Below are 24,890 nucleotides of genomic sequence, written 5' to 3' on the forward strand. Positions count from 1 at the left end.
GGGCCGGGGAGGTCCGAGCGCCGGGACGGGGTAGATGCGACGGCCGGGGTCGGGCAGGTCCGGGCACCCGGAATGGGTAGGTCCGGCTGCCGGGAACGGGGGCCGGCCGCCGGGAACGGGCAGGTCCGACGGCCGGGGTGGAGCCCGGCACGGGGAACAACCGGGGGCCGTCTCCTGTTGACGCCGGGCGAGACAGCGCACGGCCACGAAACAGGAGGCACCCCCGTGTCGGCAGACGAGATCCGCGGCGAGGCCCACGGCACCGCACCCGTACCCCTCTCCGTACTGGACCTGGTCACCGTGGGCGCGGGCCGCACCGCCTCCGACGCGCTGCGCACCAGCGTCGCGATCTCCCGCCTCGCGGAGTCCCGCGGCTACCACCGCTACTGGGTCGCCGAGCACCACTCCATGCCGGGCGTCGCCTCCTCCTCCCCGGCCGTGATCCTCGCCCACCTCGCCGCGCACACCGAGCGCATCCGCCTGGGTTCCGGCGGCGTCATGCTGCCGAACCACGCCCCGCTGGTCATCGCGGAGCAGTTCGGCACCCTGGAGGCCATGGCCCCGGGCCGCGTCGACCTCGGCCTCGGCCGCGCGCCCGGCACCGACGGCGCCACCGCCGCGGCCCTGCGCCGCACCGAACGTCTGAACGAGGGCGCCGACGACTTCCCCCAGCAGCTCGCCGAGCTCACCCGCTTCCTGGACGACGACTTCCCGGACGGGCACCCCTACGGCCGTATCCACGCCGTCCCCGGCCCGGTCCAGGCGACCTCCCCGGGCGGGGTCCAGTCGCCGCACCGCCCGCCCATCTGGCTGCTCGGCTCCTCGGGCTTCAGCGCCCGGCTGGCCAGCGTGCTCGGCCTGCCCTTCGCCTTCGCGCACCACTTCTCCGCGCAGAACACCGTCCCGGCCCTCGACCTCTACCGCGAGTCCTTCCGGCCGAGCGAGGTCCTCGACGCCCCCTACGCCCTCATCGGCGTCGCCGCCCTCGCCACCGACGAGGAGCGGGAGGCCCGCCGGCAGGTGCTCGCCGCGGCGCTCAACATGGTCCGGCTGCGCTCCGGCCGCCCCGGTCTCGTGCCCACCCCGGAGGAGGCGGAGGCGTACGACTTCAGCCCGATGGAGCGGGAGTTCGTCACCTCCTGGAACGCCAACGTCGTCCACGGCACCCCCGACGAGGTCCGGGCCGGCCTGGACGACCTCCAGAAGCGCACCGGCGCCGACGAGCTGATGATCACGAGCAACGCGCACAGCGGCGACATACGCCTGCGCTCCTACGAACTCATCGCGGACGCCTACGACCTGCCGGGCGGGCCCGGGTCCGCCTGACGGACCTCACGGTCTGACGGTCTGACGGAGTTCACGGCCCGACGGAGTTCACGGCCCGACGGAGTTCACGGTCTGACGGCCTGACGGAGTTCACGGCCTGGCGACCTGACGGCCGGATGGGCTGACGGAGCTCACGGCCTGGTGAAGCTCACGGCCTGGTGCAACTGACGGCCTGGACGTCCGAAGGCCCGGGCGGCCGGGCGGCCGGGCGGTGGCTCACGGCCTGCGGCAGGCGCGTCCGTCCAGCAGGTCGGAGATGCGGTCCGCCGACACCGGGCGGGAGTACAGCCAGCCCTGTCCGGTGTCGCAGCCGATGCGGCGCAGCCGGCTGGCCTGGTCGGACGTCTCCACGCACTCCGCGGTCACGGTCAGCCCCAGCCGGTGGGCGAGCTGGATCATCGCCTCGACGATCACCTCGTCGGCGGGGCTCGGCCGCGCCGCCGCGTCCCGCTCCGTGTGCTCGAAGCCCCGTACGAAGGCCCCGTCCAGCTTCAGCCCGGACACCGGGAGCCGGCTGAGGTAGGCGAGGTTCGAGTAGCCCGTGCCGAAGTCGTCGATGGCGATGCCCACGCCCATGTCGCTGAGCGCCTGCAGGACCTGGATCGGGCGGCCGGCCGAGCCCATCACCGCCGACTCGGTCAGCTCCAGTTGCAGCAGCCGGGGCTCCAGCCCGGTCTCCGCCAGGATCGCCGCCACGTCGGCGATCAGGTCGGAGTCCCATACCTGCCGAACCGCCACGTTGACGCTGACGAAGATCGGCGGCTCGTCCGGGTGCTCCAAGTGCCAGCGGCGGGCCTGGCGGCAGGCGGTGGCCAGGATCCAGCGGCCGAGCGGCACGATCGCGCCCTCCTCCTCCGCCAGTCCGATGAACCGATTCGGCGTCAACATGCCGAACTCCGGATGGTTCCACCTGACGAGGGCCTCGACCCCGCGCAGCCGCCCGTCCTCCATGCCGACCAGCGGCTGGTACTCCAGGGTGAACTCACCGCGCTCGATGGCCTGGCGGAGCGTCGAGGCGAGGGCCTGGCGGGTCATCCGGTGCGCGTTGCGCTCGGGGTCGAACAGGGTCCAGCGGGCCTTGCCGTCCGCCTTGGCCCAGTACAGGGTCGTGTCGGCCGCCTGCATCAGCGCGGTCGCCGTCGTCCCGGCCGCGTGCCGCTCGACCACGCCGATGGACGCCGACACCGACAGCCGCCGACCCGAGATCTCGAACGGCGCCTGGAGCGCCTCCAGCACCGACTCGGCCAGCCCGGCCAGTTGCTCGGTGCCGGTCGACTCCTCGACGAGCAGGGCGAACTCGTCGCCGCCGAGCCTGGCCACGAGGGGAGCGCTCGGCCGGCCGTACCCCGCCTCGTCCGCGCAGCGCGTCAGCCGCTCGGCGACCGCGGCGAGCAGCCGGTCGCCGACCCGGTGGCCGAGGGTGTCGTTGATCGCCTTGAACCCGTCGAGGTCGAGGTAGCACAGGCCGATCCGCCCGGTCGTGCTCTGCTCGTACGACTCCGCCTCCAGCGCGGCCGACAGGCGTTCGAAGAACAGCGTGCGGTTGGGCAGCAGGGTCACCGGGTCGTGCATCTGCAGGTGCCGCAGCCGGGCCTGGAGTTCGCGGCGGGCGGTGATGTCGGTGAGGGACAGCAGCACCCCCTCGGACTCGGGCGCCAGGGGCGCGGCCGTGACCTGGACCCACAGGGAGTGGCCGTCGGGGTGCTTGAGGCGGCGTGTGCAGCGCAGCCGGGCCTGGCGGCCGCGGAGCACCTCGCGGTAGGCGTGCCAGGTACGGGCGTCGGAGGCCAGGTCCACCAGATCGGTGGCGACCTGCCCGGCGAGCGTGTCGGCCGGGACGCCGAGCAGGGACCCCAGGGCGTCGTTCGCCACGACGACCAGCCCGTCGCGGTCGACGACGGCCAGGGGGACGGGCGCGAGACGGAAGGCGGGGCGGAAGGGCGCGGAAGACGGCTCGGCCGAACCTGCCGATGCGGCCGAACGGGTCGGGTCGGCCGGTGCGGCGGGCTCGGGCGGCGCGGGCGGTGTCAGCTCGGTCAGTCCGGGGAGCGGTTCGGCGGGGCCGGCCGGGGCGGACTGCGCCAGTTCGGTGAAAACGGGCGAGGGTTGGGCCAAGTCGGTGAAGACGGCGGCCGCGGCGGCCTCGGCCAGGTCGGTGAGCGCAGGGGCGGCGGCATCCGTGAGCCGCCCGCCGGAGGCGGGCGCGACCGGCCCGGCACCCGGCGACTTCGCGACGTCACTCTCGGTGATGCCCGGCCGGGTGAGGCCTGCCGCGGGCGTGGGCCCTTCGGACGTTCCGCTCACTGCTAGCTCCCGCAGTGCACTCGGTCTTCGTATCGGTCTCGTCGGGTTGGCCGACCGGGTGACGATCGGCCGCTCGGTCCGTGTCCGCGCAGGAAAGTGCCACCAAAGTGTGCCGATCATAGATGCTGTCGCGCAGCCCCTTCCAGCCACTTGCCGGTCTCCGGTCACACCCCGACCCTCTGGCAGATCGTTTCTGCCCGCACCTGGCCGGGTTCTTCAGGTGGCCGATCACTTGTGACGTTCCGTGAGTGGCTCGGGGGTGTCGCATCCCCGGAACCCCGCCGATTCTCGGGCCCGGTGGATCCGGGCCTTTCACTCTTCCGGTGTAGGCAAACAGGGCGTACAACAACAAACTCGCACAATCTGGGTGCGGTGTCCCCGCGCAACGCACCCGGAGGTCCCCGTGCCGCGTCAGCTCCCGTTGAAGGCACTCCACTGTGAGGCCCTCAAGGTGCTCGGACGTGCCGGGGTGCGGCCCCGACTGCGCAGTACCGCGGCCGTGTTCACCACCCTGTCGGCGGTGGCCGCGACCTCGATCCTGACCGGGCCGTCGGTCGCCGAGCCGTTCTCGGCCACCCCCTGCGCCCTGCGGCGGACCGACGCGCACCACTCGGAGGGGTTGGACACCTGGAACGCCGCCTACACCCGGCCCGCCCGGCAGTTGAACGCCGTGTTGGTGTTCCTGTCGTTCCCGGACTCGACCCCGCTGACCCCCCCGGCCGAGCTGGCCGCCGACCACTTTCCCGCCACCAGCCGCTTCTTCGAACAGGCGTCGTACGGGAAGTTCACGCTGCGTCCGCACCCGCTGCGGCACTGGCTCCGGATGCCGCGGCCGTCCACGGCGTACGCGATGCACCGGGACTGGCAGGCCGCGGACCGGTCCGCCTATCTGAGTGACGCGCTGGCCGCGGCCGACCCGGAGGTGGACTTCTCCCGCTACGACGTCGTCTACTTCGTCGCCGACCCGGACGCGCCCGGCGTCGACTCGGACGCGACCAAGGTCGTCAACCTGGACACCCCGCTGCGCGCCGACGGAGTGGACATCCGCCGGGTGGTGACGGTGTTCGAGCGGCATCCGCCGGACCGGCTGGTGCTCGCGCACGAGACCGGCCATGTGTTCGATCTGCCGGATCTGTATCACCGGCCGGCGGACGACAAGGGCGACTGGGACACCTATGTCGGGGACTGGGACCTGATGGGCAGCCAGTTCGCCGATTCGCCCGACCTGTTCGCCTGGCACAAGTGGAAGCTCGGTTGGCTGGACGCCCACCAGGTGGTGTGCGTGCGCGGGACCGGGCCGACCCGGCTGACCCTGGAGCCGGTGGAGGTGGGACCGCGGGACGCGGGCCCGGCGGTGACCGGCGCGGCGGGAGCGGTGGCCAGGGGGGAGGGCGTGGCGGGGGCGGGCGCGGCCGGGAGGCCGGGGTTCGGGACGGGGAACGGGACGAAGCTGGCGGTGGTGCGCACCGGCAGCGACAGCGTGCTGGCCTTCGAGGCTCGGGCCTCCCTCGGGAACGACGCGGGCGGCTGCCGGCAGGGCGTGCTGGTGTACCGGGTGAGCAGCGGGGCGGAGTCGGGCGGCGGCCCGGTCCAGGTGGTCGACGCCCATCCCCACTCCGAGGCCTGCTGGGAGAACTCGGTCTACCCGCCCCTCGCGGACGCTCCGGTCGCGGAGGGGGAGACGTTCACCGTGCCGGGGGACGGCGTCCGTGTCGAGGTGGAGTCCCGCATGGCCTCCGGGTCGTACACCGTCAAGATCACCCCGGGGTGATGCCGGGTGCGGGTGCGGGTGGCGAAGCCGTGCGGGGCCGACGGCCGTACAAAACAGCGATGGCGAGGCTCGTTCGCCTTGTCCGCGAACATGCCTCGCCATCGTCGTCGTGCGCCGCCAGGGACTCGAACCCCGGACCCGCTGATTAAGAGTCAGCTGCTCTAACCAACTGAGCTAGCGGCGCCTGCTGACGTCGTAGACCTTAGCATCCTGATCGGCGGGAGGAAAAATCGATATGCGTACGGCGGCCCGGGCCGCCCGCACCGCCGCCCAGAGCAGGATTTCCGGGCCCGGCAGCCAGGGATGACGGGTGTCCGGGGCGACGAGCCAGCGCGAGGCCGGGCGGCCCGCCGGGGCGTCGTCGGCGGGGCCCGCGTCGACCGTGGCTCGGGCGACCGGGGTGCCGTCGGCCGCGGCGTGGGAGGCGGGGGTGCCGCCGGCCAGGACCGGTGCCGGGACGGTCACCGCGTCGCCGGTGCCGTGGCACAGCAGCGGTGGCACGTCTTCGGTGCGGCCGCCCTCCCTCCCCACGGAGGACCCCCACTCCTCCCACTCCAGCAGCGAGGGCAGCCGCTGGGCGGTGCCCGGCGCGGCGAACAGCAGCATCCGCCCCCGGTGGACGGCCACCGGGCCCGACCCCGGGCCCTCGTCCCACAGCCGGTCCAGCATCCGGCGCCCGAAGATCACCGGTGCGTTGACCACGTCGAAGGCGATGCCGCAGGGCAGCACGACCGGGGCGTCCGGCCGCTCCCGCCAGAAGGCGAGCGTGCTGCGGGGATACGTTCCTGCCGAGGCCAGCCAGGCGGCACCCTCCGCGGTGACGCCCGTGGCCCCGTGGCGGCGGTCGTCGCACTGGTCGAAGAACGGCTCGTTCCCTATAGGGCTCATGCCGGATACATCTACCGGCCGTGACGGTCCGGTTCCCCAGGGTTGCGGGAAACCGGGACAAGGAGAGCCGGCAAGGGGTATCGTCCGCGCCCGGCATATGCCAGAGCGGGATGCGGGGGCGGGACGCGCGGGCGATGCGCCGGGTCAGGGGCGTCGGGCGCGGGCGCCGGGCGAGGGCGTCCCGCGGAGGTGCCGGGCGTCCCGGGTCACACGGGGTCGGCGGGGCTGGCGTGTCCGCCGCCCTCGGCTCCCCGCAGCAGGTCGCGGCCGAAGTCCACCATCTTCTTGGCGTAGTCCTCGGTCCACTCCGCCCGCTCGGCGATGTCCGCCGGGGTGAGCCGGTCGAACCGGCGCGGGTCGGCGAGCTGCGCCGCCGCGATCGCCTGGAACTCCACCGCGCGGTCGGTCGCCGCCCGGAACGCGAGCGTCAGTTCCGTCGCCCGCGCGAGCAGCTCCCGGGGGTCGTCGATCGACTCCAGGTCGAAGAAGTGCTCGGGGTCGGCGGCCGCCTCGGCGGGCTCGAAGATCAGGGGCGCGGGGCGTAGCCGCGGCTCGTTGCGACGCGGCGTGGGCTCCGCCATGTCTTCTCCTCCTCGTACGGTTCGGGTGGCGCCGCCTTGTGGAAGGGCCACCGTCCATTGTCGCGCGGCCGCGCAAGGGGGCCGCTGCCACCGGCACGTGCGCCGGGCAGCGGCACGTCGCGGGCCGGGGGCGTCCGGGGTCTCAAGGCGTCCAGGCCACGCGATGTTCCCGCAGGTGGGCCAGTACCGCGTGGTTGGCCTCCCAGCCGTCGGGGAACTTCACCGTCACCCCCAGCTGCACCGGCTCGGTCGAGGGATGCTCGTCCAGCAGTTCGCTCACCCCCGCCCGGCACACCACGACGCAGGCGTGCCGGTGCCGGGACGCGAGCACGCACAGGCGGCCGGTCTCCAGGTGGAAGGCGGTGGCGTCGGGGCGGCCGGAGAGCGGGTGCAGGACCACCGTGACGTCGAACTCCCGGCCCTGCAGCCGGTTCGCCGTGTCCACGGTGACGTCCGAGACGCCCAGCTCCGCCAGGGCCGCCCGTACGGCCGCCGCCTGGTCGCGGTGCGCGGTGCCGACGGCGATCCGGTCGGCGGTCAGCGGGGCGGGGTCCGGCGACCGCTCCGAGGCGGTCGCGCCGCCCCGGTCCAGCAGCCGCCGTACGACCGCGGCGACCGCCCGCACCGCCTCCGGGTCGGTGCGCGGGGTGTGCCGCGGGGGAAGCTCCAGCAGGCCCCAGCCGGAGGCGGCCGCCTCGTCGATCACGCGGTCGGGGCCGGAGCCGTCGGACGGCACCGCGAAGGCCAGCCGCCGGTCGCCGTGGCCGGTGCCGCTGCGGAACGGCGTGTACGGGTAGAAAGCGGCCGAGACCAGCGGCGCCGCGGAGGCCGGCAGCCGCCAGGACACCGGCAGCCGGTGCTGCGGCAGCTCGGGGTTGTGCGCGAGCAGCGTCGTCACGGCGGAGGCCGAGGGGTCGTACGACAGCCCCGCCCACTGCTCGCCGCCGACGATCGAGAACGGGTCCAGCTGCCCCGGGTCGCCCACGAAGAGGGCCCGCTCGAACAGCCCCGCCACGGCGAGCAGCGCGTCCGAGCGCATCTGGTAGGCCTCGTCCACGATCGCGTGCCGCCACGGCTCGTCGGTCTTCACGTGCGCCCACTTCGCGGCGGTCGACAGCACCACGTCCAGACCCGCGAGGTCGGCGGCCTTCGCCGACTTCCGTACGTTCGGCAGGGCGTCCAGCGCCTTGTCGTAGGCGTCGGTGTCGCTGCTGTGCAGCCGTCCGACCGGCAGCTCGGGGTTCTTCTCCGCCAGCCGCAGGACCAGGTCGTCGACCTGGGCGTTGGTCTGCGCGACCACCATCAGCGGCCGCCCGGCGGCGGCCAGTTCCAGCGCTGCGCGCACCACGAGGGTGGACTTGCCGGCCCCGGGCGGGGAGTCCACGACGACGCCGCGGTGCGAGCCGTGCAGGGTGTCCCGGAGGATCGCCTCGGTGGCACGGGCGGCGGCCGCACCAGGGTCGAAGGCGGTCTCCGGGGCGTGGGTCGTCACAGGGCGTCCTCCTCGGTCACCGGGTCGGCGGCTTCGGGCGCGGCGGCCTCGCCCGGCGGCCCGCCGTGGGTCCACGGGGTCTGTTCCGGGTCGGGCAGCTTCGCGCCGCCGCGCTGCTCGTGCTCGAAGAGCGTGAAGCAGAGGCGGTCGCCCTTCTCCGGCACGGAACCGGCCTCGGGCTCCTTGCCGCGGCCCATCTTGTCGAGCACGCGGAGGACGACCAGGGCGCCGCCGGTGCCGTCCGCCCCCGCGGCCCCCTCCGGGACCTCCGCACCGTCCGAACCGTCCGCCCCGTCGTCCGCGTACCCGACGAACTCGGCCGACTGCGGCTTGCCGCCCAGCGAGCGGTACACCCTGGCCCGCTCGCCCAGGTGCGGCCGGTCCTCCGTGCGCACGGTGACCAGGGGCCGCGGACTCGGGCGCTTGCCCTCGCCGTACGCCATGACGACGTCCGTGACCTCGCCCGCGAACGCCTCCCCGGCCAGCCGGCGCCCGGCCATCACCAGCGGATCGTCCAGCGCCTCCTGCGCCTCCAGGCGGGCCTGCTCGCGCTCGCGGGTGGCGAGCTTGTTCGCGGCGGTGACGGCGTCGTCGTGGCGCGGCTGCGGGGGCTCCCCGGCGAGGACGCGGTCGCGGTGCCCGGTGAACGACCAGCGGTCGCGCGTCCACCGCTCCTCGACATGCGCCCCCTCGGGCAGCGCCCGCAGCAGGTCGAGCCCCTCCCACACCGCGTCCCAGGCCGGGCGCGTACGGCTCTCGACGAGGGCGCGGATCTCGTGCTCGGCCGCGGTGAGGGCGCCGAGCCGGTCGTCCGCCTCCAGTCCGTCCTCGGCGGCGGCCAGGGCGGTGCGGGCACGGTCGTAGCGCTCGATGGCGGGGGCGAGCAGCCTGTTGTCGAACGCCGGGTCGGTGGCCGGACCCGCGGGCGGGCACACCAACTGCCCGGCCGCGTCCCGCGCGAGCTCCGCCCGCAGCGCGGCCTCCGCACCCGAGGCGCCCTCCGGCGGGGCGATCCAGGCCAGCAGGGCCCCGAGGTGCTGGTCCTCCAGACTGGACTGGCCGGTGATCCAGTGCCCGGCCAGGACGTCGCTCAGCGCCAGCAGCAGCGAGGAGCCGGGTACCCGGGCCCGCTCGCCGAAGTGGGTCAGCCACCGCCCGAGCAGCGGCACCCGGGGCGGGGCCGGATGCGGCGCCTCCGGCTCCTGCTCGGCGGTGCGCCGGAAGCGCATGGAGCGCCCGAGCAGCCGTACGAAGTCGATGCCCGCGCGGCTCGGCACGATCAACTGGGCTGCGTCCGCGCACAGTTCGACCTCCACCTTGACCCGCTTGCCGGTCTCCGGGTCGGTCTCGCTGCGCTCGGCGGCCTCGACCGTCCCGGCGTACGCGTCGATGTACGGCAGGACCACGTCGGCCAGCTCGGCGAGGAACGCGAACCTCAGGTCGCGGTCGCGCGGCTGCGGCACGGCCAGCAGCCGCGGCGCGGCACGGTCCGTGCCGACCAGCGCGCCGAGCGGGGCGCCCGCCTCACCGGCGGTGGTCAGCGGCACGAAGACCAGCGGGCGCGCGGACAGATGCCGGTGCCGGACCGTCGCGGCGGGCTGGGCGCGCCCGGACCGCACGGCCTCCAGCCGGCCGAGGGTGGCGATCAGCGACACGGGGCCACCTCCCGGCCGCCGGCGCGGGACGGATCGTCCCCGGCGGTGCCCGGCGGCCGGTGTCCGGCGGCCGCGAGCGCCTCCGCGCGCAGGGCGGCCGCCCGCCGCAGCGCGGCGACCGCCGGGTCGTCCGGGTCGCCGGCCTCGCCCTGGGCCGCCGCCAGGACGTCCTCGACCGTGGTCAGGCCGCCCAGTTCGGCGCGGACCGAGCGGCCCAGGGCGGTCACCGCGCCGGCCGCGCGGGACCGTGCGCGGCAGTGGAAGGCCAGCTCGCAGGCGGCCAGGCACTCGGGCGCGTACGCCGCCGGGACCGCCTCGACCGCGGCCGTCAGCTCGTCGGGCGGCAACTCGGGGGAGAAGCAGACCCCTTCGGGGAGCGCGTCGGCGATGTCCTCGACGCGGGTCAGCCGCGCCAGCTGGCGGGCCGTCACCGCGCGCTGCTTGCGGACGTCGACGGCGGAGGCGGTGGGCAGGTTGGAGAAGTCCTTGGGGCACACGAGCAGCACCTGGTGCCGCACGGGCGGGGCAGGGTCGAGCCGGGCGGCGACGTCCTCCAGCGCCAGCACGTACACCGCCGACTGCCGGGCGGCCGCGCCCACCTTCGCCGGGTCCGCGGAACCGTCCAGCATCGGGAAGGACTTGATCTCGACGACCGTCCAGCCGCCGTCCGGGTGCACCACCACCGCGTCCGGCTCCAGGAAGGCGGGGGAGCCCGCCACGTCCAGCGCGAGCATCGGATGGTCGAGCAGCGTCCACGCGCCCGTGCCCGTGCCCGAGTCGGTGTCCGTGCCGGTCGCCTCGCGCAGAGCCAGTGCCGTACGCGTCGCGCGTCCCTCGGGACCGGCGGCCGTCAGGTCGGGCACCTGGGCCCGCCCCGGAGGTTCGGCGCCCGGGTCCAGCGTCCGGTGCACGAGCCGCAGCAGCTCCGCGCCGCCGTCCGCCTTGACCCGCGCCTCGAACGCGTTGCCCCGCATGAAGGCGAACTGGGACTGCCCGAAGCCGGAGGGCGTGCCGAGCGCCCCGGCCAGCGCCGCCTTGTCCACCCCCGCGCCGTCCAGGATCGCGCGCCGTCTGCACCCCGGGTTCGCGGCGAGCGCCGCGAGGGCGCGGGCGTCCAGCGCCCTGGCCGGTACGCCGGGGCCGCGCAGTTCAGCGAGCCGGTGCCGGAGCGCCGTCCCCCGCGTCCGTGGGGGAGGCACCCGGCTCGGCTCGGGGTCCGAACCGCGACTCGCGCTGCCGTGGAATTCGCTCACCCGGGGAAGTCTGGCATCCGCCACTGACAATCGAGGAACCCGCGACGGGAGCGGCGCCCGCGGCGGCCGCGACCCGGGCCGCCGGCAACGCCGCGCGGACCCGGTCCGCGGCGCGCAGCACGTACGGCGTCAGCAGCAGCCCGGCGCCCATCACGGCCACGCCCGCGACCGCGTCCAGGAAGTAGTGGTTCGCGGTGCCCATCACCACGAGCGCGGTCAGCAGCGGATAGGCGACGCCCGCCGCCTTCGCCGTCCGCGTGCCGCCGTGGCGCCACAGCATCACCCCGCACCACAGCGCCCAGCCCACGTGCAGGCTCGGCATGGCCGCGTACTGGTTCGTCATACCGCCCAGGCCCCGCGGGGCGCTGGCCTGGCCGCCCCACCAGCCGTACGAGCTGTACTGGGCCATCGTGTCGACGAAGCCGTGGCCCGGCGAGAGCAGGCGGGGCGGGCAGGTCGGCACCAGGGTGAAGCCGATCAGCCCGATGAAGGTGGACGTCATCAGCCAGGTGCGGACCGCGCGGTACAGCCCGGTGCGCGTCCTGAACAGCCACACCAGGATCGCGGGCGTGACCAGGTAGTGCAGCGACGCGTACCAGAAGTCGGCCGGGACGCCGAGCCAGGCCTCGCGCGTGAACAGGCGGTTGAGCGGGTGCTCGGCGTTGAGGTGCAGCAGCTTCTCGGCGCGCAGGACCGCCAGGCCGTGGCCGACGGCGGAGGAGACGTCGCCGCGGGCGAGGAGCCGCCCCGCCGAGTAGCACCCGTACACCAGCACGATCAGCGGCAGCTCGGTCCACCAGCGCAGCCGGATCCGCGGGGCCGTCGCGGTGCCCGGTGCCTCGGTCTGAAGCATCCGATGCCCCTCCCCCTGATCGATGTGATCGATGTCGCCCCGGCGCCCGGTGCGGTCCGGCCGGACGTGTCACTTTACGGTGTATGCGCCCCCTGCGGAGGGGCGCCCCCGGCCCTGATAGACGCCCGGATCGCCCCCCGGGTTGCCCGCGCGGGGCGTGCGCGATGATGGGAGGAATTCACGGCACGTTCTCTCCCGGGAAGGTCTTCTTCATGGCACCGCGCATCCTGCTGGCCCGGCACGGACAGACCGCGTGGTCGCTGTCCGGCAAGCACACCGGCAGGACCGACATCCCCCTCCTGGAGGAGGGCCGGCGCGGCGCCAAGCTGCTCGGCGAGCGGCTGCACCGGACGCCGTTCGACGGCCTGCCCGGGGTCGAGGTCCGCACCAGCCCGCTGGCCCGCGCGCGCGAGACGTGCGAACTCGCCGGGTTCGGCGACCGCGCGGCGCGCTGGGACACCCTCATGGAGTGGGACTACGGCGCCTACGAGGGCATGACGCCGGAGGAGATCAAGGCCGAGCGGCCGGGCTGGCTCATCTGGCGGGACGGCGTTCCGCGCGGTGAGAGCCTCGCCGACGTGACCGCGCGCGCGGACGAGGTGGTGACCTGGGCGCGGGCCGAGGACCGTGACGTGCTGGTCTTCGCGCACGGGCACATCCTGCGCTCGATCGGCGCGCGCTGGCTGGGCCTCCCGCTGGACTTCGCGGCCCGGATACGGCTCAACCCGACGTCCCTGTCCGTCCTCGGCTGGGCCTACGGCGAACCGGCGATCGAGAGCTGGAACGACCTGGGGCACCTGGCGGGGTAGCACCCGCGGGTCGCGTCGCGCCCTGCCTGCCGCTTGGCGGGCCGCCCACGGGCGCCGGCCCGGTGGTGCGCCGGCCTGGCGCGGAGCGGGCGTCACTCATCGATCGGCGCGACCGTGTCGAGCCCGGCGTGACGCAGGCTCCGCCGGGCGGTGCGCCGCGTGCCCCGGACGGTGAGCCCCGCGATCGCGGGCCATCCGCTCGCAGCTCGCAGCTCGCAGCTCGCAGTCTGGCGCGTCTGCCGCCCGCGTCCCGCCGTCTGCTGCCCGCGCGGCCTCCCGCCTGCCGCTCTTCTTCCTCTCCTCGCGGCGCGCGTCCCGCGGTCCGTCGGTGATCGTGGCCGTCGTCCACCCGGGCTGCTTCGCGTCCCGCGGTCCGTCGTCCGCCGCCGCCGAACCCGGGGCCGGCTGCCCGGGTGTCCGCACCGCGTCGTGCGGGGCGGGCTCGCCGGGTTCGCGGCTCACGCCGTCCGCGGCGCGTTCGCGTGGCGTTCCAGGAAGACGGACACCCCCGACGCCCGCCGGTGCGGCAGCAGCACCCGCGCCGTGCCCGCCAGCATCGTCTGGATGCGCGACGACTGGACCTCCTCCAGCAGGTCCAGCACCCGCATCCCGGCCGTCGCCGCCTCGTCGGGCCGCCCCCCGCGCGCGAGGTCGTCTGCCAACTCGGCCGTGTAGAGGGCGATGTTCCGGGTGAAGTGCGGATCCTGCAGCTGGGCCGCGCGCCGCGCGTGCCGGGCCGCCCGCGGCCAGTCGCCCAGCGTCGACCAGCACTGCGCCTCCAGGCCCTCCAGCTCGGCCTCGCCGTAGAAGCTCATCCACTCGGGGTCGGCGTCCGAGGTGCCCCGAACGTACAGCGCCTGGGCGCGGGCGAGCGCCTGCTCGCACGCGGTGCGGTCGGCGAGCCCCGCCCAGCCGCCCGCCTCGCGCAGCGCGAGCAGCGACATCAGGCGCGCGGAGCCCAGCCCGCGCGCGATGCGCTGCGCCGCCTGCGCCGCCCGCACCGCCTCCCGGGGCCGTCCGGTGTCCCGCGCGAGGAACGCCGTGTTGCAGAACGCGTGCGCCTCCAGCGCCGCGTCCCCGGTCATCCGGGCGGTCGCGAGCGCCTCCGCGTAGTGCGAGCGGGCGTCGTCGAAGCGCCCCGAGTCGTGCGCCAGCCAGCCTACGGAGATGGCCAGTTCACCGGCGCCGGCGTGCAGCCGGTCGGCGGTGGTCTGCCGGGTGGCACCGGCGTCGAGCAGCGCGTACGCGGCGCGCAGCGGAGCGGCGGCGCGCCGGTAGAGGCCGTCCGCGCCGTGCCGGTCGTCGAGCAACCGGATCCTAAGGACGGCCTCTTCGAGGGCGCTCGCCTCGCCCGAGCCGGCGCGGCGGACGGGACGGTCCGCGGCCGACGCGTCGAAGGCGAGCCCCAGGGGGCCCAGCGAGGCGGCGGCCACCGTGGCGCCCCCGCGGGTCATGAATGCGCGACGCAGCACGTCGCTCTCCTCGTGGTCTTCGTGCGGGTGGTACGGGTCGTGCGTGTTCTGCGTGTCATACGGGTGGGTCGCCCCTCGCGTTTCATGCGGGGCGCCGGCGGGGCTCGTGGTGCACGAGGGGGGCGCGTCGTCCGTGGAGGCGCGCGCCCCGCGTCCGCGCACGGACGAGCGCGGCGCGAATCCCAGGTCGGCCAGCGTGCTGCCGGGGAACATGTGCAAGAACACCCGTTCGTATGCGTAGTTGGGGCAGCGGATCTCACCCGCCTCGACCCGGCCGATGTAGCGCGCGTCACAACTGACCCGCTCACCGATCTCGCGGGCCGCCCGCCGCACCGCCGCGGCGAACTCCGCCGGCGAGCGCTGTCCGCGCAGCCGCCGGAAGGCGAGATTCGGCCGCGGTGGCCGGGGGGACTGAGACGAGGTCACCGCTGACGACGCCATGGCCGGGCCCTCTCTGCGAACCGTCGAACCGTGCCGGTTTCGGGGTGAGTTGTCCGAGTGGCACCCTTGTTTCCGGCGAGCAAGAACGTACCTGCTGTATCTGGTCCGCCATGCGGTGTTTAGCTACAAACCGGATATCTCATCCACGATCTGCCATGAACTGCCATCCTTTGCGGCTGACTTCCGCCGTAGCCGTTGACGCGCTGCCGCGTTGTACCCCGTGGACCGGGAGCCGCCAGACTCCCGACCCGCTCGCCCACGAGGAGGGTTCCGTGAGGGAAGCACGGAGGGACACCGACCAGAGCGTCGACCATGGTGTGCTGTCGGCGGTGGCCTGGCCCCTGCCGACCGCGCCGAGCGACGGGCCGCCGGGCGCGCAGGCCGCGTGCGACCTGGTGACGGTGCCCGCCCGGCAGGGGCTGGAGGCCGTGGACATCCTGCGCCGCGGCGCGGGTGACGCGGTCGGGCCCGTACTGCACGACGACGGGGGCGGCACGCTCGGGTTCGTGGTCCCGGCCGGCACGGCCGCCGGGTGGGACCTGCCGGGGAGCACGTGCACCGGGACCGACGGGCGGGGGCTCCGGCTGGTCCCGGAACCGGCGGTGCGGGGGGCGGACTGGCTGCTGCCGCCCGGTGAGGCCGATCCCGCGACGGATCCCGCGGTGCTGCGGCGGGCCCTGGGCGAGGCGGCGCGAATGATCGAGGCCGCGGACGGCTGCTGCTGAGCCGAGGAGACGGGCCGCCCAGCCGCTTCCTCCGTCGAGCCGCGAACGGGCACGGGCGAGTCGCGAACCGTCTCCGTCGAGTCGTGAACCGGCACGTTCGAGTCGCGAACCGTCTCCGCCGAGCCGCGAACCGTCTCCGCCGAGCCGCGCACCGTCACGGTCGAGCCGCGACAGCCTCCGCCGGGTGGCGCGACAGCCTCCGCCGGGTGGCGCGGCAGCCTCCGTCGAGCGCGCGCGGCCGTCGCCGAGTAGCGGACCGTCTGCGCCGAGTCGCGGAGAGCCACCGTCGGCAGGTGCCGGCGGCGGCCGCCCTCCGCGCCGATCGCCGGCTCCTCCGGAGCCCCCGATAATGGGGTGGTGGGAAAGTCCAGGAGTGCCCGCCGTGCGCGCGGCGCCGTCGAAGCCGTCGTCGAGCGGGTCGACGGCGGGCTCGCCGAACTCATACCCGACCGGGAGCGGGCGCGGGCCTGGACCCTGCTGATCGACGGCGCACCGCAGTCGCACGTCGACCTCGACGACCAGGCCCACCTCTCCTTCGAGTACCAGCGGCGGCTCGGGCACGTCATCGACCTCGCCGCCCCCGCCGGGAAACCGGTCCACGCGGTGCATCTCGGCGGCGGGGCGTTCACCCTCGCCCGGTACGTCGCAGCCACCCGCCCCCGGTCCACCCAGCAGGTCGTCGAACGCGACGCCGCCCTCGTGCAACTGGTACGCCGCAAGCTGCCGTTGGACCCGAACGCCCGGATCCGGGTGCGCTCCACGGACGCCCGGGAAGGACTGGCCAAGGTGCCGGACGGGTGGGCCGACCTCGTCATCGCGGACGTGTTCAGCGGGGCCCGCACCCCCGGTCACCTCACCTCGACGGAGTTCCTCGACGAGGTCCGCAGGGCCCTGAGACCGGGCGGGGTCTACGCCGCCAACCTCGCCGACGGGCCGCCGCTCGCCCATCTGCGCGGCCAGATCGCCACCGCGGCCGCCCGGTTCGCGCAGCTCGCACTGGTCGCCGACCCGACCGTGCTGCGGGGCAAGCGGTTCGGCAACGCGGTGCTCGTCGCCTCCGACCTGCCGCTGCCGGTCGCCGAACTGACCCGCCGGGCCGCCTCCGACCCGCATCCCGGCCGCGTCGAGCACGGCAGGGCCCTCACCGACTTCACCGGCGGCGCCGCCCCGGTGACGGACGCCGCCGCGGTGGCCTCCCCGGCCCCACCCGCCTCCGTCTTCCGCTGACCAGGCGCCCCCGGTCTCCGACAGGCCCTAGTAGGTGCCCACCTCCACGTGCGGCGGTCCGTCGTGCCAGGTGCAGAACACCGACACCCGGTCGGCGCCCGAGGTGAACTCCACGCGGATCCAGGACTCGGTCTTCCACACCTGCATCGACCAGCCCGTGCCCGGAGTCGCCGAGACCAGGGAGGCGGAGGCCGGACCGAGGTCGAACACCACCCGGCCGCCGCCGGTGTCGTAACCCCTGACCCGGCCCGCATCGCCGGGGGACGGGCTCAGGCGCGCGGGGGACGTCGGCTTCGTGGCGGTGGCCGACGGGCGGGGCGATCGGCTCGGGCGCGCCGACGCGCTCTTCGAGGGGGCCGGCCGGCGGGTCGAGGAGGCGCTGGGATCCGACGCGGGAGCGGCCGCGCCGGCCGCGGTGATCGGCAGCGCGCGCGGCGGGTCGTAGGCCGTGCCCGCCATCACCGTGTGGACGCCCCACCACGACAGCGTGACCGCCGCGCCCGTGGCGAGCGTCCAGGCCAGTACGTGAACGAGTCCTCTGCGCATCGCGGCCATACTGCCTCACCCGTCCCATCCGTGTCCCCCGAGCGCGGTCCGGGTGAGGTTGTCCACAGGCCCTGGGCGGCCAGGGGGAGTTGTCCACAGGCCCGCACCCGCTCCGCCCGCATGGCGTACGGTGCGGCGCATGGCAAGTGTGCTCGTGGTCGAGGACGACCAGTTCGTACGCTCGGCGCTGATCCGGCACCTGACCGACGCCTCGCACACCGTGCGCAGTGTCGGTACGGCACTGGAGGCGCTGCGCGAGGTCGCCCATTTCCGCTTCGACGTGGTGATCCTGGACCTCGGACTGCCCGACCTGGACGGTTCCGAGGCCCTGAAGATGCTGCGCGGCATCACCGACGTCCCCGTCATCATCGCCACCGCGCGGGACGACGAGGCGGAGATCGTCCGGCTGCTCAACGCCGGGGCGGACGACTACCTGACCAAGCCCTTCTCCGTCGAGCACCTCTCCGCGCGCATGGCCGCCGTGCTGCGCCGCTCCCGCTCCGGCGCCGGGGACGCACCGCCGTCCACCGTGATCCGCGTCGGCGGCCTGACCCTCGACCCGCTGCGCCGCCAGGCCGAGTTGGACGGGACGCGCCTGGACCTCACGCGCCGCGAGTTCGACCTGCTCGCCTTCCTGGCCGGCCGTCCCGGAGTCGTCGTCCCGCGCAAGGAGCTGCTGGCCGAGGTGTGGCAGCAGTCCTACGGCGACGACCAGACCATCGACGTCCATCTGTCCTGGCTGCGGCGGAAGTTGGGGGAGACCGCCGCACGGCCCCGCTATCTGCACACCCTGCGCGGGGTCGGCGTGAAGCTGGAGCCCCCGGGAGCGGAGCCGCCGCGATGAGATGGGCACTGGTCAAGGTCTGTCTGGCCGTCACCGCCATGGTCGTGGTCGCCTTCGCCGTCCCGCTGGGACTGGTGGTCAAGGAGATGGCCCGGGACCGCGCGTTCTCCAACGCCGAGCGGCAGGCCGCGGCGGTCGCCCCCGCGCTGTCCATCACCACCGAGCGGGACCAGCTGGAGCGGGTCGTCGCCTCGGCGGGCTCGGACACCGAGATGGCCGTGCACATCCCGGCGGTCGACGGCCAGGCGGCCGTCGACATCGGGCGCCGGCGCGCCGCGGGCGAGGACATCGCGACCGTGCGGAAGCTGGGCCGCGCCTCCACCACCGAGGTGCCCGGCGGCTCCACGCTCCTTCAGCCGGTCGCGCTCAGCTCCGGCGCGATCGCGGTCGTCGAGGTCTACGTCCCCGAGTCCGAGGTCAGCAACGGCGTCGGCACGGCCTGGGCGGTGCTCGCCGCGGTCGGCGTGGCCCTCGTCGTCGGCTCGGTCGCCGTCGCCGACCGGCTGGGCGTCCGGATGGTGCAGCCCGCGCAGCGGCTCGCCGAGAGCGCGCACGAGCTGGGGGAGGGCAAGCTGGGCGCCCGGGTGCCCGAGGAGGGGCCGACCGAACTGCGCCTGGCCGCCGTAGCGTTCAACTCCATGGCCGACCAGGTCGTCCAGCTGCTGGCCAACGAGCGGGAGCTGGCGGCCGACCTGTCCCACCGGCTGCGCACCCCGCTGACCGTGCTCCGGCTGAACGCGGCCTCGCTCGGCGAGGGGCCGGCCGCCGAGCAGACCCGGGAGGCGGTCGCCCAGCTGGAGCGCGAGGTCGACACCATCATCCGGACCGCGCGGGAGGCCAAGCCGCAGACGGCGGTCGCCGGACCCGGCGCCGGATGCGACGCGGCCGAAGTGGTCCGGGAGCGGATGGAGTTCTGGTCGGCGCTCGCCGAGGACGAGGGGCGCAAGTGGCGGCTGGCCGGCGTCGAGCGGCCGGTGCGCATACCCGTGGCCCGCGCCGACCTGGCCGCCGCCCTGGACGCCCTGCTCGGCAACGTCTTCCGGCACACCTCCGAGGGCACGGCCTTCGCGGTCGACGTGCACAACGGCGACGACGCGGTGATCGTGCTCGTCTCCGACGCGGGCCCCGGCATACCCGACCCCGAGGCGGCCATGGCGCGCGGCCGTGGCTCCGGCGACGACGGCTCCACGGGGCTCGGCCTGGACATAGTGCGCCGGCTGGCCGAGGCGACCGGCGGTGACGTGCGGATCGGCTCGTCCGTGCTGGGCGGCACGGAGGTGCGGATCTGGATCCAGCTGGACGGACGGCAACCGGTGCGCCGGGGGCACCGGGGCACCGTGCGCCGCCGCCGGCCGGGCAAATTGGTCTCGACCTTTAACCGTCCCCGATCCCTCCCTTAAGCGCACCCTAAGATCCTCGACGGCCGTCCCGTTCAAGCCGTTTGCCCGATTCCTGGTCGCTAGCGTGCTGCCGCATCCCACCCCCCGTGAACAGCGAAGGCAGGCACGCGATGAGCACGCACCGGCGACGTATCAGTGGCAGGAACAAGGCGATCGGCGGTCTCGTCGCCGCGGCCGTGGTCGGCGGCGGCGCGCTCGTGTTCACCGGTATCGCGCAGGCCGCGGGCGTCGGCGCCGCGTACACGAAGACCAGCGCATGGCCGACGGGGTACACCGCGCAGTACGTCGTCACCAACAACACCGGCCAGGACGAGAAGGACTGGACGCTGGAGTTCGACCTCCCCGCGGGCAGCAGGCTCGGCTCGCTGTGGAACGCCGAGTCGAGCGCCAGCGGGCAGCACGTCACCGTGAAGCCCGCGAAGTGGGACACCGACGGCCTCGCCCCCGGCAAGTCCGTCACCGTCGGCTTCGTGGTCGACGGCACCGGCGACCCGGCCGGCTGCCGTATCGACGGCGCCTCGTGCTCCGCCGACGGCGGGGCCACCCCGGAGCCGAGCGGCCGCCCGACCCGGTCCGCCACTCCGGCCCCCACCGCCACGCCCACCCGGTCAGGCACACCGACCGCCACCGCGAAGCCGACGGCCACGCCCACCCCGACGGCCACCGCCTCGCCCTCGCCCTCGCAGACCACCGGCACCGGCACGAAGGCCGCGGCCGGCTTCGCGCCGTACGTCGACACCTCGCTCTCCCCGGTCTTCGACCTGCTCGCGAGCGCCGACGCCACCGGTGTGAGGAACTACAACCTCGCCTTCGTCACCGACGGCGGCGGCTGCACCCCGAAGTGGGGCGGCGTGACCGACCTCGCCGGCGACGGCGTCGCGGCCCAGATCGGCGCGCTGCGCGCCAAGGGGGGAGACGTGCGTGTCTCCTTCGGTGGCGCCTCGGGCGCGGAGCTGGCGACCACGTGTTCTTCGGCGGACGCGCTGGCCGCCGCCTACGGCAAGGCCGTGGACGGGTTCAAGCTGACGAAGGCCGACTTCGACATCGAGGGCGGCGCGCTGCCCAACACGGCCGCCAACACCCGCCGGGCGCAGGCCATCGCCAAGCTCCAGCAGCAGCACCCCGGCCTGGACGTCTCCTTCACCCTCCCCGTCATGCCCGAGGGACTGACCCAGGACGGTGTGAACCTGCTGTCCGACGCCAAGTCCCACGGCGTGCGGATCTCCGCCGTCAACATCATGGCGATGGACTACGGCGCCTCCTACAACGGTGACATGGGCACCTACGCCGAGCAGGCCGCCACCGCCACCCAGGCCCAGATCAAGGGTGTCCTCGGCCTGTCCGACAGCGCCGCCTGGAAGACGGTCGCCGTCACCCCGATGATCGGCGTCAACGACGTCTCCACCGAGGTCTTCAAGGTCGACGACGCCACCCAGCTGGTGAACTTCGCCCGCTCCAAGGGCATCGGCGCGCTGTCGATGTGGTCGGCGACCCGCGACAAGCAGTGCGCCGGCGGGCCCAAGCCCACCGCCGACGCGACGTGCAGCTCCGTCGCCCAGGAGAAGTTCGCCTTCTCGAAGGCCTTCGGCGCCTTCAACTGAGCGGTCGAGGGGCCGGATTCCCCACGTCCGGCCGGGGCGCGGCACTCCCCTAGGTCTTCTGTGCCGCGCCCCGCCCCCTGTTCAGCCGACGCCGGATGCCCGGATGCCCGGCTGCCGGGACGTCCGGCCCCCGGCCGCCGTCAGACGGCGTCCACCGGGGCGAGTTCCCCGCTCCGGGCGGCCTTCGAGTACCACAGCGCGCTGGACTTGGGCGTCCGGGCGAGCGTCGCGTAGTCCACGTAGACCGCGCCGAACCGCTTGCCGTAGCCGTAGGCCCACTCGAAGTTGTCCATCAGGGACCACAGGTAGTACCCGCGCACGTCCGCGCCGTCCGTGATGGCCCGGCGGACCGCCGCCAGGTGGCAGCGCAGATAGGCGATGCGCTCCGGGTCGTGCACCCGGCCGTCCGCGTCCACCTTGTCGTCGTAGGCGGCGCCGTTCTCCGTGATGTAGAGCGGCAGGCCGGGAGCCTCCCGGGTGTAGCGCATGATCAGCTCGTGCAGACCCGTCGGGTCGATCGTCCAGCCCATCTCCGTGCGGTCGCCCGGGGTCTGGTGGAACATCACGTCGTCCGCGCCCGGCCACGGCGAGAACGCGCTCGCCCCGTGGCCGTCCGCGCGCGGGCCGTCCGCCGCCGCGTCGGCCGCCGACACCAGTGCCGGGGTGTAGTAGTTGAGGCCGAGGGCGTCCAGCGGCTGGTTGATGCTCCGCAGGTCGCCGTCGAGGACGTACGACCAGTCGGTGATGGACGAGGTGGCCTCCAGGAGCGTGGCCGGGTAGGCCCCGTGCAGCATCGGGCCGTGGAAGACGCCGTTGGCCAGGTCGTCGATCCTCCGGGCCGCCACCAGGTCCGCCGGGTCCTGCGAGACGGGCCGTACCACGGAGGAGTTGAGGCTGACGGCGACCGTGTTGCGGGCGGGCATCACCGACCGCAGCGCCTGCGTGCCCAGCCCGTGCGCCAGGTTCAGATGGTGGGCCGCGCGCAGCGAGGCCTGCGGGTCCGTGCGGCCGGGTGCGTGCACGCCGGAGCCGTAGCCCAGGAAGGCGCTGCACCACGGCTCGTTGAGCGTGATCCACTGCTCCACCCGGTCGCCGAGCGCCTCACCCACGATCTGCGCGTACTCGGCGAAGCGCAGCGCGGTGTCCCGCTCCGGCCAGCCGCCCGCGTCCTCCAGCTCCTGCGGCAGGTCCCAGTGGTAGAGCGTGACCGCGGGCTTGATCCCGTGGGCGAGCAGCTCGTCGACCAGGCGGCGGTAGAAGTCCAGGCCCACCTGGACCGCGGGGCCGCGTCCCGTGGGTTGCACACGCGGCCAGGAGACGGAGAAGCGGTAGGCGTTCAGGCCCAGCTCCGCCATCAGCGCCACGTCCTCGCGGTAGCGGTGGTAGTGGTCGACAGCGATGTCACCGGTCTCGCCGCCGGCCGTCTTTCCCGGCGTATGGCTGAAGGTGTCCCAGATCGAGGGGGTGCGGCCGTCCTCCCGCACCGCCCCCTCGATCTGGTACGCGGAGGTCGCCGCGCCCCAGAGGAAGGAGGGAGGGAAGGTCACCGGGGTCACCGGGGTCACCTGCTGTGCGGACTCAGACATGGAAGCGCTCCCAGAGGAGGTCGTTCGGACCGACGGGTAGGGGGAGGGAAAGAAAGAGGGAAGGAGAAGGAGAAGAAGGGGGAGGGAGAAGAAGAGGAGGGAGAAAGAGGGGCCGAGACTTCGGTGACCCGGCCCCCTGGGGCGTACGCGGTGCGCGGCAGTCGTACGGCGGCGCGCGCCGCGGGAGTTCAGCCCTTGACCGCCCCCTGCATGATGCCGCCCACGATCTGCTTGCCGAAGATCGCGAAGACCAGCAGCAGCGGCAGCGTGCCGAGCAGTGCGCCCGCCATGATCAGCGACTGGTCGGGGGTGTAGCCGCGGCCCAGGCCCGCGATGGCGACCTGCACGGTCGGGTTGCCGGTCTGGGTCAGTACCAGGAACGGCCACAGGAAGTCGTTCCACGTCTGCACGAACATCAGCATGCCCAGCACCGCCATCGCCGGGCGCGCCGCCGGGAACACCACGTGCCACACCACGCGCCAGCTGCTCGCGCCGTCCACCCGGGCGGCCTCGATGATCTCGTCCGGCAGCGCCTGCAGCAGGTACTGCCGCATGAAGAACACGCCGAACGCGCTGACCAGCGAGGGCAGGATCACCGCCTGCAACTGGTCGGTCCAGTCGAGCTTGGCGACCATCATGTACAGCGGGATCACGCTGAGCTGCGGCGGCACCATCATCGTGCCGATCACGATCAGCATCAGGGCGCCCCGGCCCCGGAAACGCAGCTTGGCGAAGGCGAAGCCGGCGACCGTCGACAGGAAGACGATCGTCAGGGACGACACGCCCGCCACGATCGTGGTGTTGAGGAAGGCCTTGCCGAGGTTGGCGTCCGTCCAGGCGACCGAGAGGTTGTGCGGCAGGTTCGAGCCGAACCAGAAGGGCGGTGGGGTCTGCGCCAGCCGGTTGTTGTCGCGGGAGGCGGCGATCGCCGTCCACACCAGCGGGAACAGCGAGCCGACGGTGAAGAGGGCCAGGACCGCGTACCCGAGCGGGCCGGCGTAGCGCTGCCCGCCCGCGCGGGCGGCCCGGGGCCTGCGCACGCGGCCCGCCTCGGCGGTCGGCGTCCCGGGGTTCGTCAGGATCGTCGTCACGGCCGTACTCCTTAACTACTGGCGCGCAGCCGGCGCGAGATGACGTAGTTGACGATGCCGATCACGATCAGGATCAGGAACATCATCCAGGCGATCGCGGAGGCCCGGCCGAGGTGCTGGTTGACCCAGCCCTGCTCGTACAGGTAGAGCCCCAGCGTCTGGAACTGGTGCTCGGCACCGCCCGAGGCGCCCTTGTTGGCGTCGAACAGCAGCGGCTCGCCGAAGACCTGGCTGGCGCCGATGGTCGACACCACGGCGGTGAACAGGATCGTCGGCCGCAGCTGCGGCAGCGTGACGTGGACGAACTGCCGCCAGCGGTTGGCGCCGTCCAGCGCCGCCGACTCGTATAGCTCCTGCGGGATGGCCTGCATCGCCGCGAGGTAGATCAGCGCGTTGTAGCCGGTCCAGCGCCAGATGATGATCGTGGACACCGCGATCTGGGAGGGCCACTTGCCGCCCTGCCAGTCGATGGCGTCGACGCCGAAGAAGTGCAGCCCCCAGTTGATCATGCCGTAGTCGCGCCCGAAGAGCAGCACGAAGACCAGCGAGGCGGCGGCGATCGACGTCGCGTACGGCGCGAGCATCACGACCCGGTAGAAGGTCGAAGCCCGCAGCTTGTAGTTGAGGATGTGGGCGAGCCCCATCGCCATCGCCAGTTGCGGAACGGTGGAGAGGACGCCGATGGTCAGGGTGTTGCGCGCCGCGTTCCAGAAGAAGTCGTCGTCGAGGAGCCGGGTGTAGTTGCGCAGGCCGGCCCAGTGCATGTCGGTCGGCGCGGTCAGCTCCACCGTGTGCAGCGAGGCCCACGCGGTGTAGATCAGCGGGAACAGGCCGAACGCGACGAACAGCAGGAAGAACGGCGAGACGAACGCGTACGGGCTCCAGCGCACGTCCCGCTGCCAGCGGCGGGACAGCCGGGCCCGGTGCCGCAGCTCCGCCTCGGACACGGCGCCCGCGGCCGGGCGGGCCGGGGCCGCGCCCCCCTCCTTCACGGGGGGCGCGGCGATGTCGTGCCGGGTGGCCAT

General features: G+C 74.1%; 20 protein-coding genes and 1 tRNA gene. 8 read left to right on the forward strand and 13 right to left on the reverse strand.

What is annotated here, in order from left to right; translation table 11 throughout:
- Window positions 1-225: 225 nt before the first annotated feature.
- Complete coding sequence (locus tag ACIQ9G_RS00835) at window positions 226-1,326, forward strand: LLM class flavin-dependent oxidoreductase (protein ID WP_403604276.1); 1,101 nt, start codon at window positions 226-228, stop codon at window positions 1,324-1,326.
- Between the two features lie 216 nt (window positions 1,327-1,542).
- Here ACIQ9G_RS00835 and ACIQ9G_RS00840 read toward each other — a convergent pair whose 3' ends face one another.
- Window positions 1,543-3,630: a putative bifunctional diguanylate cyclase/phosphodiesterase gene (locus ACIQ9G_RS00840; protein ID WP_403604279.1), complete on the reverse strand. Its 2,088-nt coding sequence runs from the start codon at window positions 3,628-3,630 to the stop codon at window positions 1,543-1,545.
- 403 nt (window positions 3,631-4,033) lie between these two features.
- On the opposite strand from ACIQ9G_RS00840, the gene ACIQ9G_RS00845 reads away from it, so the two are divergent.
- Window positions 4,034-5,401 carry a M6 family metalloprotease domain-containing protein gene (locus ACIQ9G_RS00845; RefSeq protein ID WP_403604282.1) on the forward strand — a complete coding sequence of 456 codons (1,368 nt, stop codon included), beginning with the start codon at window positions 4,034-4,036 and terminating at the stop codon, window positions 5,399-5,401.
- Window positions 5,402-5,511: 110 nt separating this feature from the next.
- Here ACIQ9G_RS00845 and ACIQ9G_RS00850 read toward each other — a convergent pair.
- The 7 genes from ACIQ9G_RS00850 to ACIQ9G_RS00880 all read right to left on the reverse strand — a co-directional run bounded on the left by ACIQ9G_RS00850 (window position 5,512) and on the right by ACIQ9G_RS00880 (window position 12,123).
- Window positions 5,512-5,585, reverse strand: a tRNA-Lys gene (locus tag ACIQ9G_RS00850).
- Window positions 5,576-6,289: a bifunctional DNA primase/polymerase gene (locus ACIQ9G_RS00855; protein ID WP_403604285.1), complete on the reverse strand. Its 714-nt coding sequence runs from the start codon at window positions 6,287-6,289 to the stop codon at window positions 5,576-5,578. Before ACIQ9G_RS00855 ends, ACIQ9G_RS00850 begins: the two co-directional genes overlap by 10 nt.
- A gap of 206 nt (window positions 6,290-6,495) precedes the next feature.
- A complete protein-coding gene (locus ACIQ9G_RS00860) occupies window positions 6,496-6,870 on the reverse strand; it encodes a hypothetical protein (protein WP_356193125.1) in 375 nt (124 codons plus the stop codon).
- A 142-nt stretch (window positions 6,871-7,012) separates the two neighbouring features.
- Entirely contained in the window at window positions 7,013-8,362 is a 1,350-nt protein-coding gene (locus tag ACIQ9G_RS00865) for an AAA domain-containing protein (protein ID WP_403604288.1), read from the reverse strand.
- Window positions 8,359-10,017 carry a hypothetical protein gene (locus tag ACIQ9G_RS00870; protein WP_403604291.1) on the reverse strand — a complete coding sequence of 553 codons (1,659 nt, stop codon included), beginning with the start codon at window positions 10,015-10,017 and terminating at the stop codon, window positions 8,359-8,361. The genes ACIQ9G_RS00865 and ACIQ9G_RS00870 overlap by 4 nt, the downstream gene beginning before the upstream one ends.
- Window positions 10,008-11,216, reverse strand: a complete 1,209-nt coding sequence (locus ACIQ9G_RS00875; protein ID WP_403606688.1) for a hypothetical protein — start codon at window positions 11,214-11,216, stop codon at window positions 10,008-10,010. Before ACIQ9G_RS00875 ends, ACIQ9G_RS00870 begins: the two co-directional genes overlap by 10 nt.
- Window positions 11,167-12,123, reverse strand: coding sequence for a phosphatase PAP2 family protein (locus ACIQ9G_RS00880; RefSeq protein WP_403604294.1), 957 nt, complete (start codon window positions 12,121-12,123; stop codon window positions 11,167-11,169). Before ACIQ9G_RS00880 ends, ACIQ9G_RS00875 begins: the two co-directional genes overlap by 50 nt.
- A gap of 212 nt (window positions 12,124-12,335) precedes the next feature.
- Between ACIQ9G_RS00880 and ACIQ9G_RS00885 the strand changes: the two genes are divergently transcribed.
- Window positions 12,336-12,932 carry a histidine phosphatase family protein gene (locus ACIQ9G_RS00885; protein WP_403604297.1) on the forward strand — a complete coding sequence of 199 codons (597 nt, stop codon included), beginning with the start codon at window positions 12,336-12,338 and terminating at the stop codon, window positions 12,930-12,932.
- Between the two features lie 458 nt (window positions 12,933-13,390).
- Here ACIQ9G_RS00885 and ACIQ9G_RS00890 read toward each other — a convergent pair whose 3' ends face one another.
- A complete protein-coding gene (locus ACIQ9G_RS00890) occupies window positions 13,391-14,845 on the reverse strand; it encodes a tetratricopeptide repeat protein (RefSeq protein WP_403604300.1) in 1,455 nt (484 codons plus the stop codon).
- A 329-nt stretch (window positions 14,846-15,174) separates the two neighbouring features.
- Here ACIQ9G_RS00890 and ACIQ9G_RS00895 point away from each other — a divergent pair, with 329 nt between their 5' ends.
- Together ACIQ9G_RS00895 and ACIQ9G_RS00900 are read left to right on the forward strand one after the other, a co-directional pair.
- Window positions 15,175-15,570 (forward strand): hypothetical protein, encoded by a 396-nt coding sequence (locus ACIQ9G_RS00895; protein ID WP_403606691.1) that lies wholly within the window; start codon window positions 15,175-15,177, stop codon window positions 15,568-15,570.
- Between the two features lie 357 nt (window positions 15,571-15,927).
- Window positions 15,928-16,797: a spermidine synthase gene (locus tag ACIQ9G_RS00900; protein ID WP_403604303.1), complete on the forward strand. Its 870-nt coding sequence runs from the start codon at window positions 15,928-15,930 to the stop codon at window positions 16,795-16,797.
- A 27-nt stretch (window positions 16,798-16,824) separates the two neighbouring features.
- On the opposite strand, the gene ACIQ9G_RS00905 is transcribed toward ACIQ9G_RS00900, so the two are convergent.
- Window positions 16,825-17,343 carry a hypothetical protein gene (locus ACIQ9G_RS00905; protein WP_403604306.1) on the reverse strand — a complete coding sequence of 173 codons (519 nt, stop codon included), beginning with the start codon at window positions 17,341-17,343 and terminating at the stop codon, window positions 16,825-16,827.
- Window positions 17,344-17,482: 139 nt separating this feature from the next.
- On the opposite strand from ACIQ9G_RS00905, the gene ACIQ9G_RS00910 reads away from it, so the two are divergent.
- The 3 genes from ACIQ9G_RS00910 to ACIQ9G_RS00920 all read left to right on the forward strand — a co-directional run bounded on the left by ACIQ9G_RS00910 (window position 17,483) and on the right by ACIQ9G_RS00920 (window position 21,188).
- Window positions 17,483-18,187, forward strand: a complete 705-nt coding sequence (locus ACIQ9G_RS00910; protein WP_403604309.1) for a response regulator transcription factor — start codon at window positions 17,483-17,485, stop codon at window positions 18,185-18,187.
- Window positions 18,184-19,587, forward strand: a complete 1,404-nt coding sequence (locus tag ACIQ9G_RS00915) for a sensor histidine kinase (RefSeq protein ID WP_403604312.1) — start codon at window positions 18,184-18,186, stop codon at window positions 19,585-19,587. Before ACIQ9G_RS00910 ends, ACIQ9G_RS00915 begins: the two co-directional genes overlap by 4 nt.
- Before the next feature lie 110 nt (window positions 19,588-19,697).
- Window positions 19,698-21,188, forward strand: a complete 1,491-nt coding sequence (locus tag ACIQ9G_RS00920; protein WP_403604315.1) for a cellulose binding domain-containing protein — start codon at window positions 19,698-19,700, stop codon at window positions 21,186-21,188.
- Window positions 21,189-21,328: 140 nt separating this feature from the next.
- Here the strand turns inward: ACIQ9G_RS00920 and ACIQ9G_RS00925 are convergent, their stop codons facing one another.
- The 3 genes from ACIQ9G_RS00925 to ACIQ9G_RS00935 all read right to left on the reverse strand — a co-directional run bounded on the left by ACIQ9G_RS00925 (window position 21,329) and on the right by ACIQ9G_RS00935 (window position 24,890).
- Window positions 21,329-22,774: a GH1 family beta-glucosidase gene (locus ACIQ9G_RS00925; protein ID WP_403604318.1), complete on the reverse strand. Its 1,446-nt coding sequence runs from the start codon at window positions 22,772-22,774 to the stop codon at window positions 21,329-21,331.
- 188 nt (window positions 22,775-22,962) lie between these two features.
- Entirely contained in the window at window positions 22,963-23,865 is a 903-nt protein-coding gene (locus ACIQ9G_RS00930; protein WP_403604321.1) for a carbohydrate ABC transporter permease, read from the reverse strand.
- 11 nt (window positions 23,866-23,876) lie between these two features.
- Window positions 23,877-24,890, reverse strand: coding sequence for a carbohydrate ABC transporter permease (locus ACIQ9G_RS00935; protein ID WP_403606694.1), 1,014 nt, complete (start codon window positions 24,888-24,890; stop codon window positions 23,877-23,879).

The organism is Streptomyces sp. NPDC096152, from assembly GCF_044763235.1.
Lineage (GTDB): Bacteria > Actinomycetota > Actinomycetes > Streptomycetales > Streptomycetaceae > Streptomyces.

Coding starts and splice junctions, on each gene's coding strand:
- ACIQ9G_RS00855 (WP_403604285.1), bottom strand. CDS start 6,289: ATGAGCCCTATAGGGAACGAGCCGTTCTTCGACCAGTGCGACGACCGC.
- ACIQ9G_RS00860 (WP_356193125.1), bottom strand. CDS start 6,870: ATGGCGGAGCCCACGCCGCGTCGCAACGAGCCGCGGCTACGCCCCGCG.
- ACIQ9G_RS00880 (WP_403604294.1), bottom strand. CDS start 12,123: ATGCTTCAGACCGAGGCACCGGGCACCGCGACGGCCCCGCGGATCCGG.
- ACIQ9G_RS00885 (WP_403604297.1), top strand. CDS start 12,336: ATGGCACCGCGCATCCTGCTGGCCCGGCACGGACAGACCGCGTGGTCG.
- ACIQ9G_RS00890 (WP_403604300.1), bottom strand. CDS start 14,845: ATGGCGTCGTCAGCGGTGACCTCGTCTCAGTCCCCCCGGCCACCGCGG.
- ACIQ9G_RS00905 (WP_403604306.1), bottom strand. CDS start 17,343: ATGCGCAGAGGACTCGTTCACGTACTGGCCTGGACGCTCGCCACGGGC.
- ACIQ9G_RS00910 (WP_403604309.1), top strand. CDS start 17,483: ATGGCAAGTGTGCTCGTGGTCGAGGACGACCAGTTCGTACGCTCGGCG.
- ACIQ9G_RS00915 (WP_403604312.1), top strand. CDS start 18,184: ATGAGATGGGCACTGGTCAAGGTCTGTCTGGCCGTCACCGCCATGGTC.
- ACIQ9G_RS00920 (WP_403604315.1), top strand. CDS start 19,698: ATGAGCACGCACCGGCGACGTATCAGTGGCAGGAACAAGGCGATCGGC.
- ACIQ9G_RS00925 (WP_403604318.1), bottom strand. CDS start 22,774: ATGTCTGAGTCCGCACAGCAGGTGACCCCGGTGACCCCGGTGACCTTC.
- ACIQ9G_RS00935 (WP_403606694.1), bottom strand. CDS start 24,890: ATGGCCACCCGGCACGACATCGCCGCGCCCCCCGTGAAGGAGGGGGGC.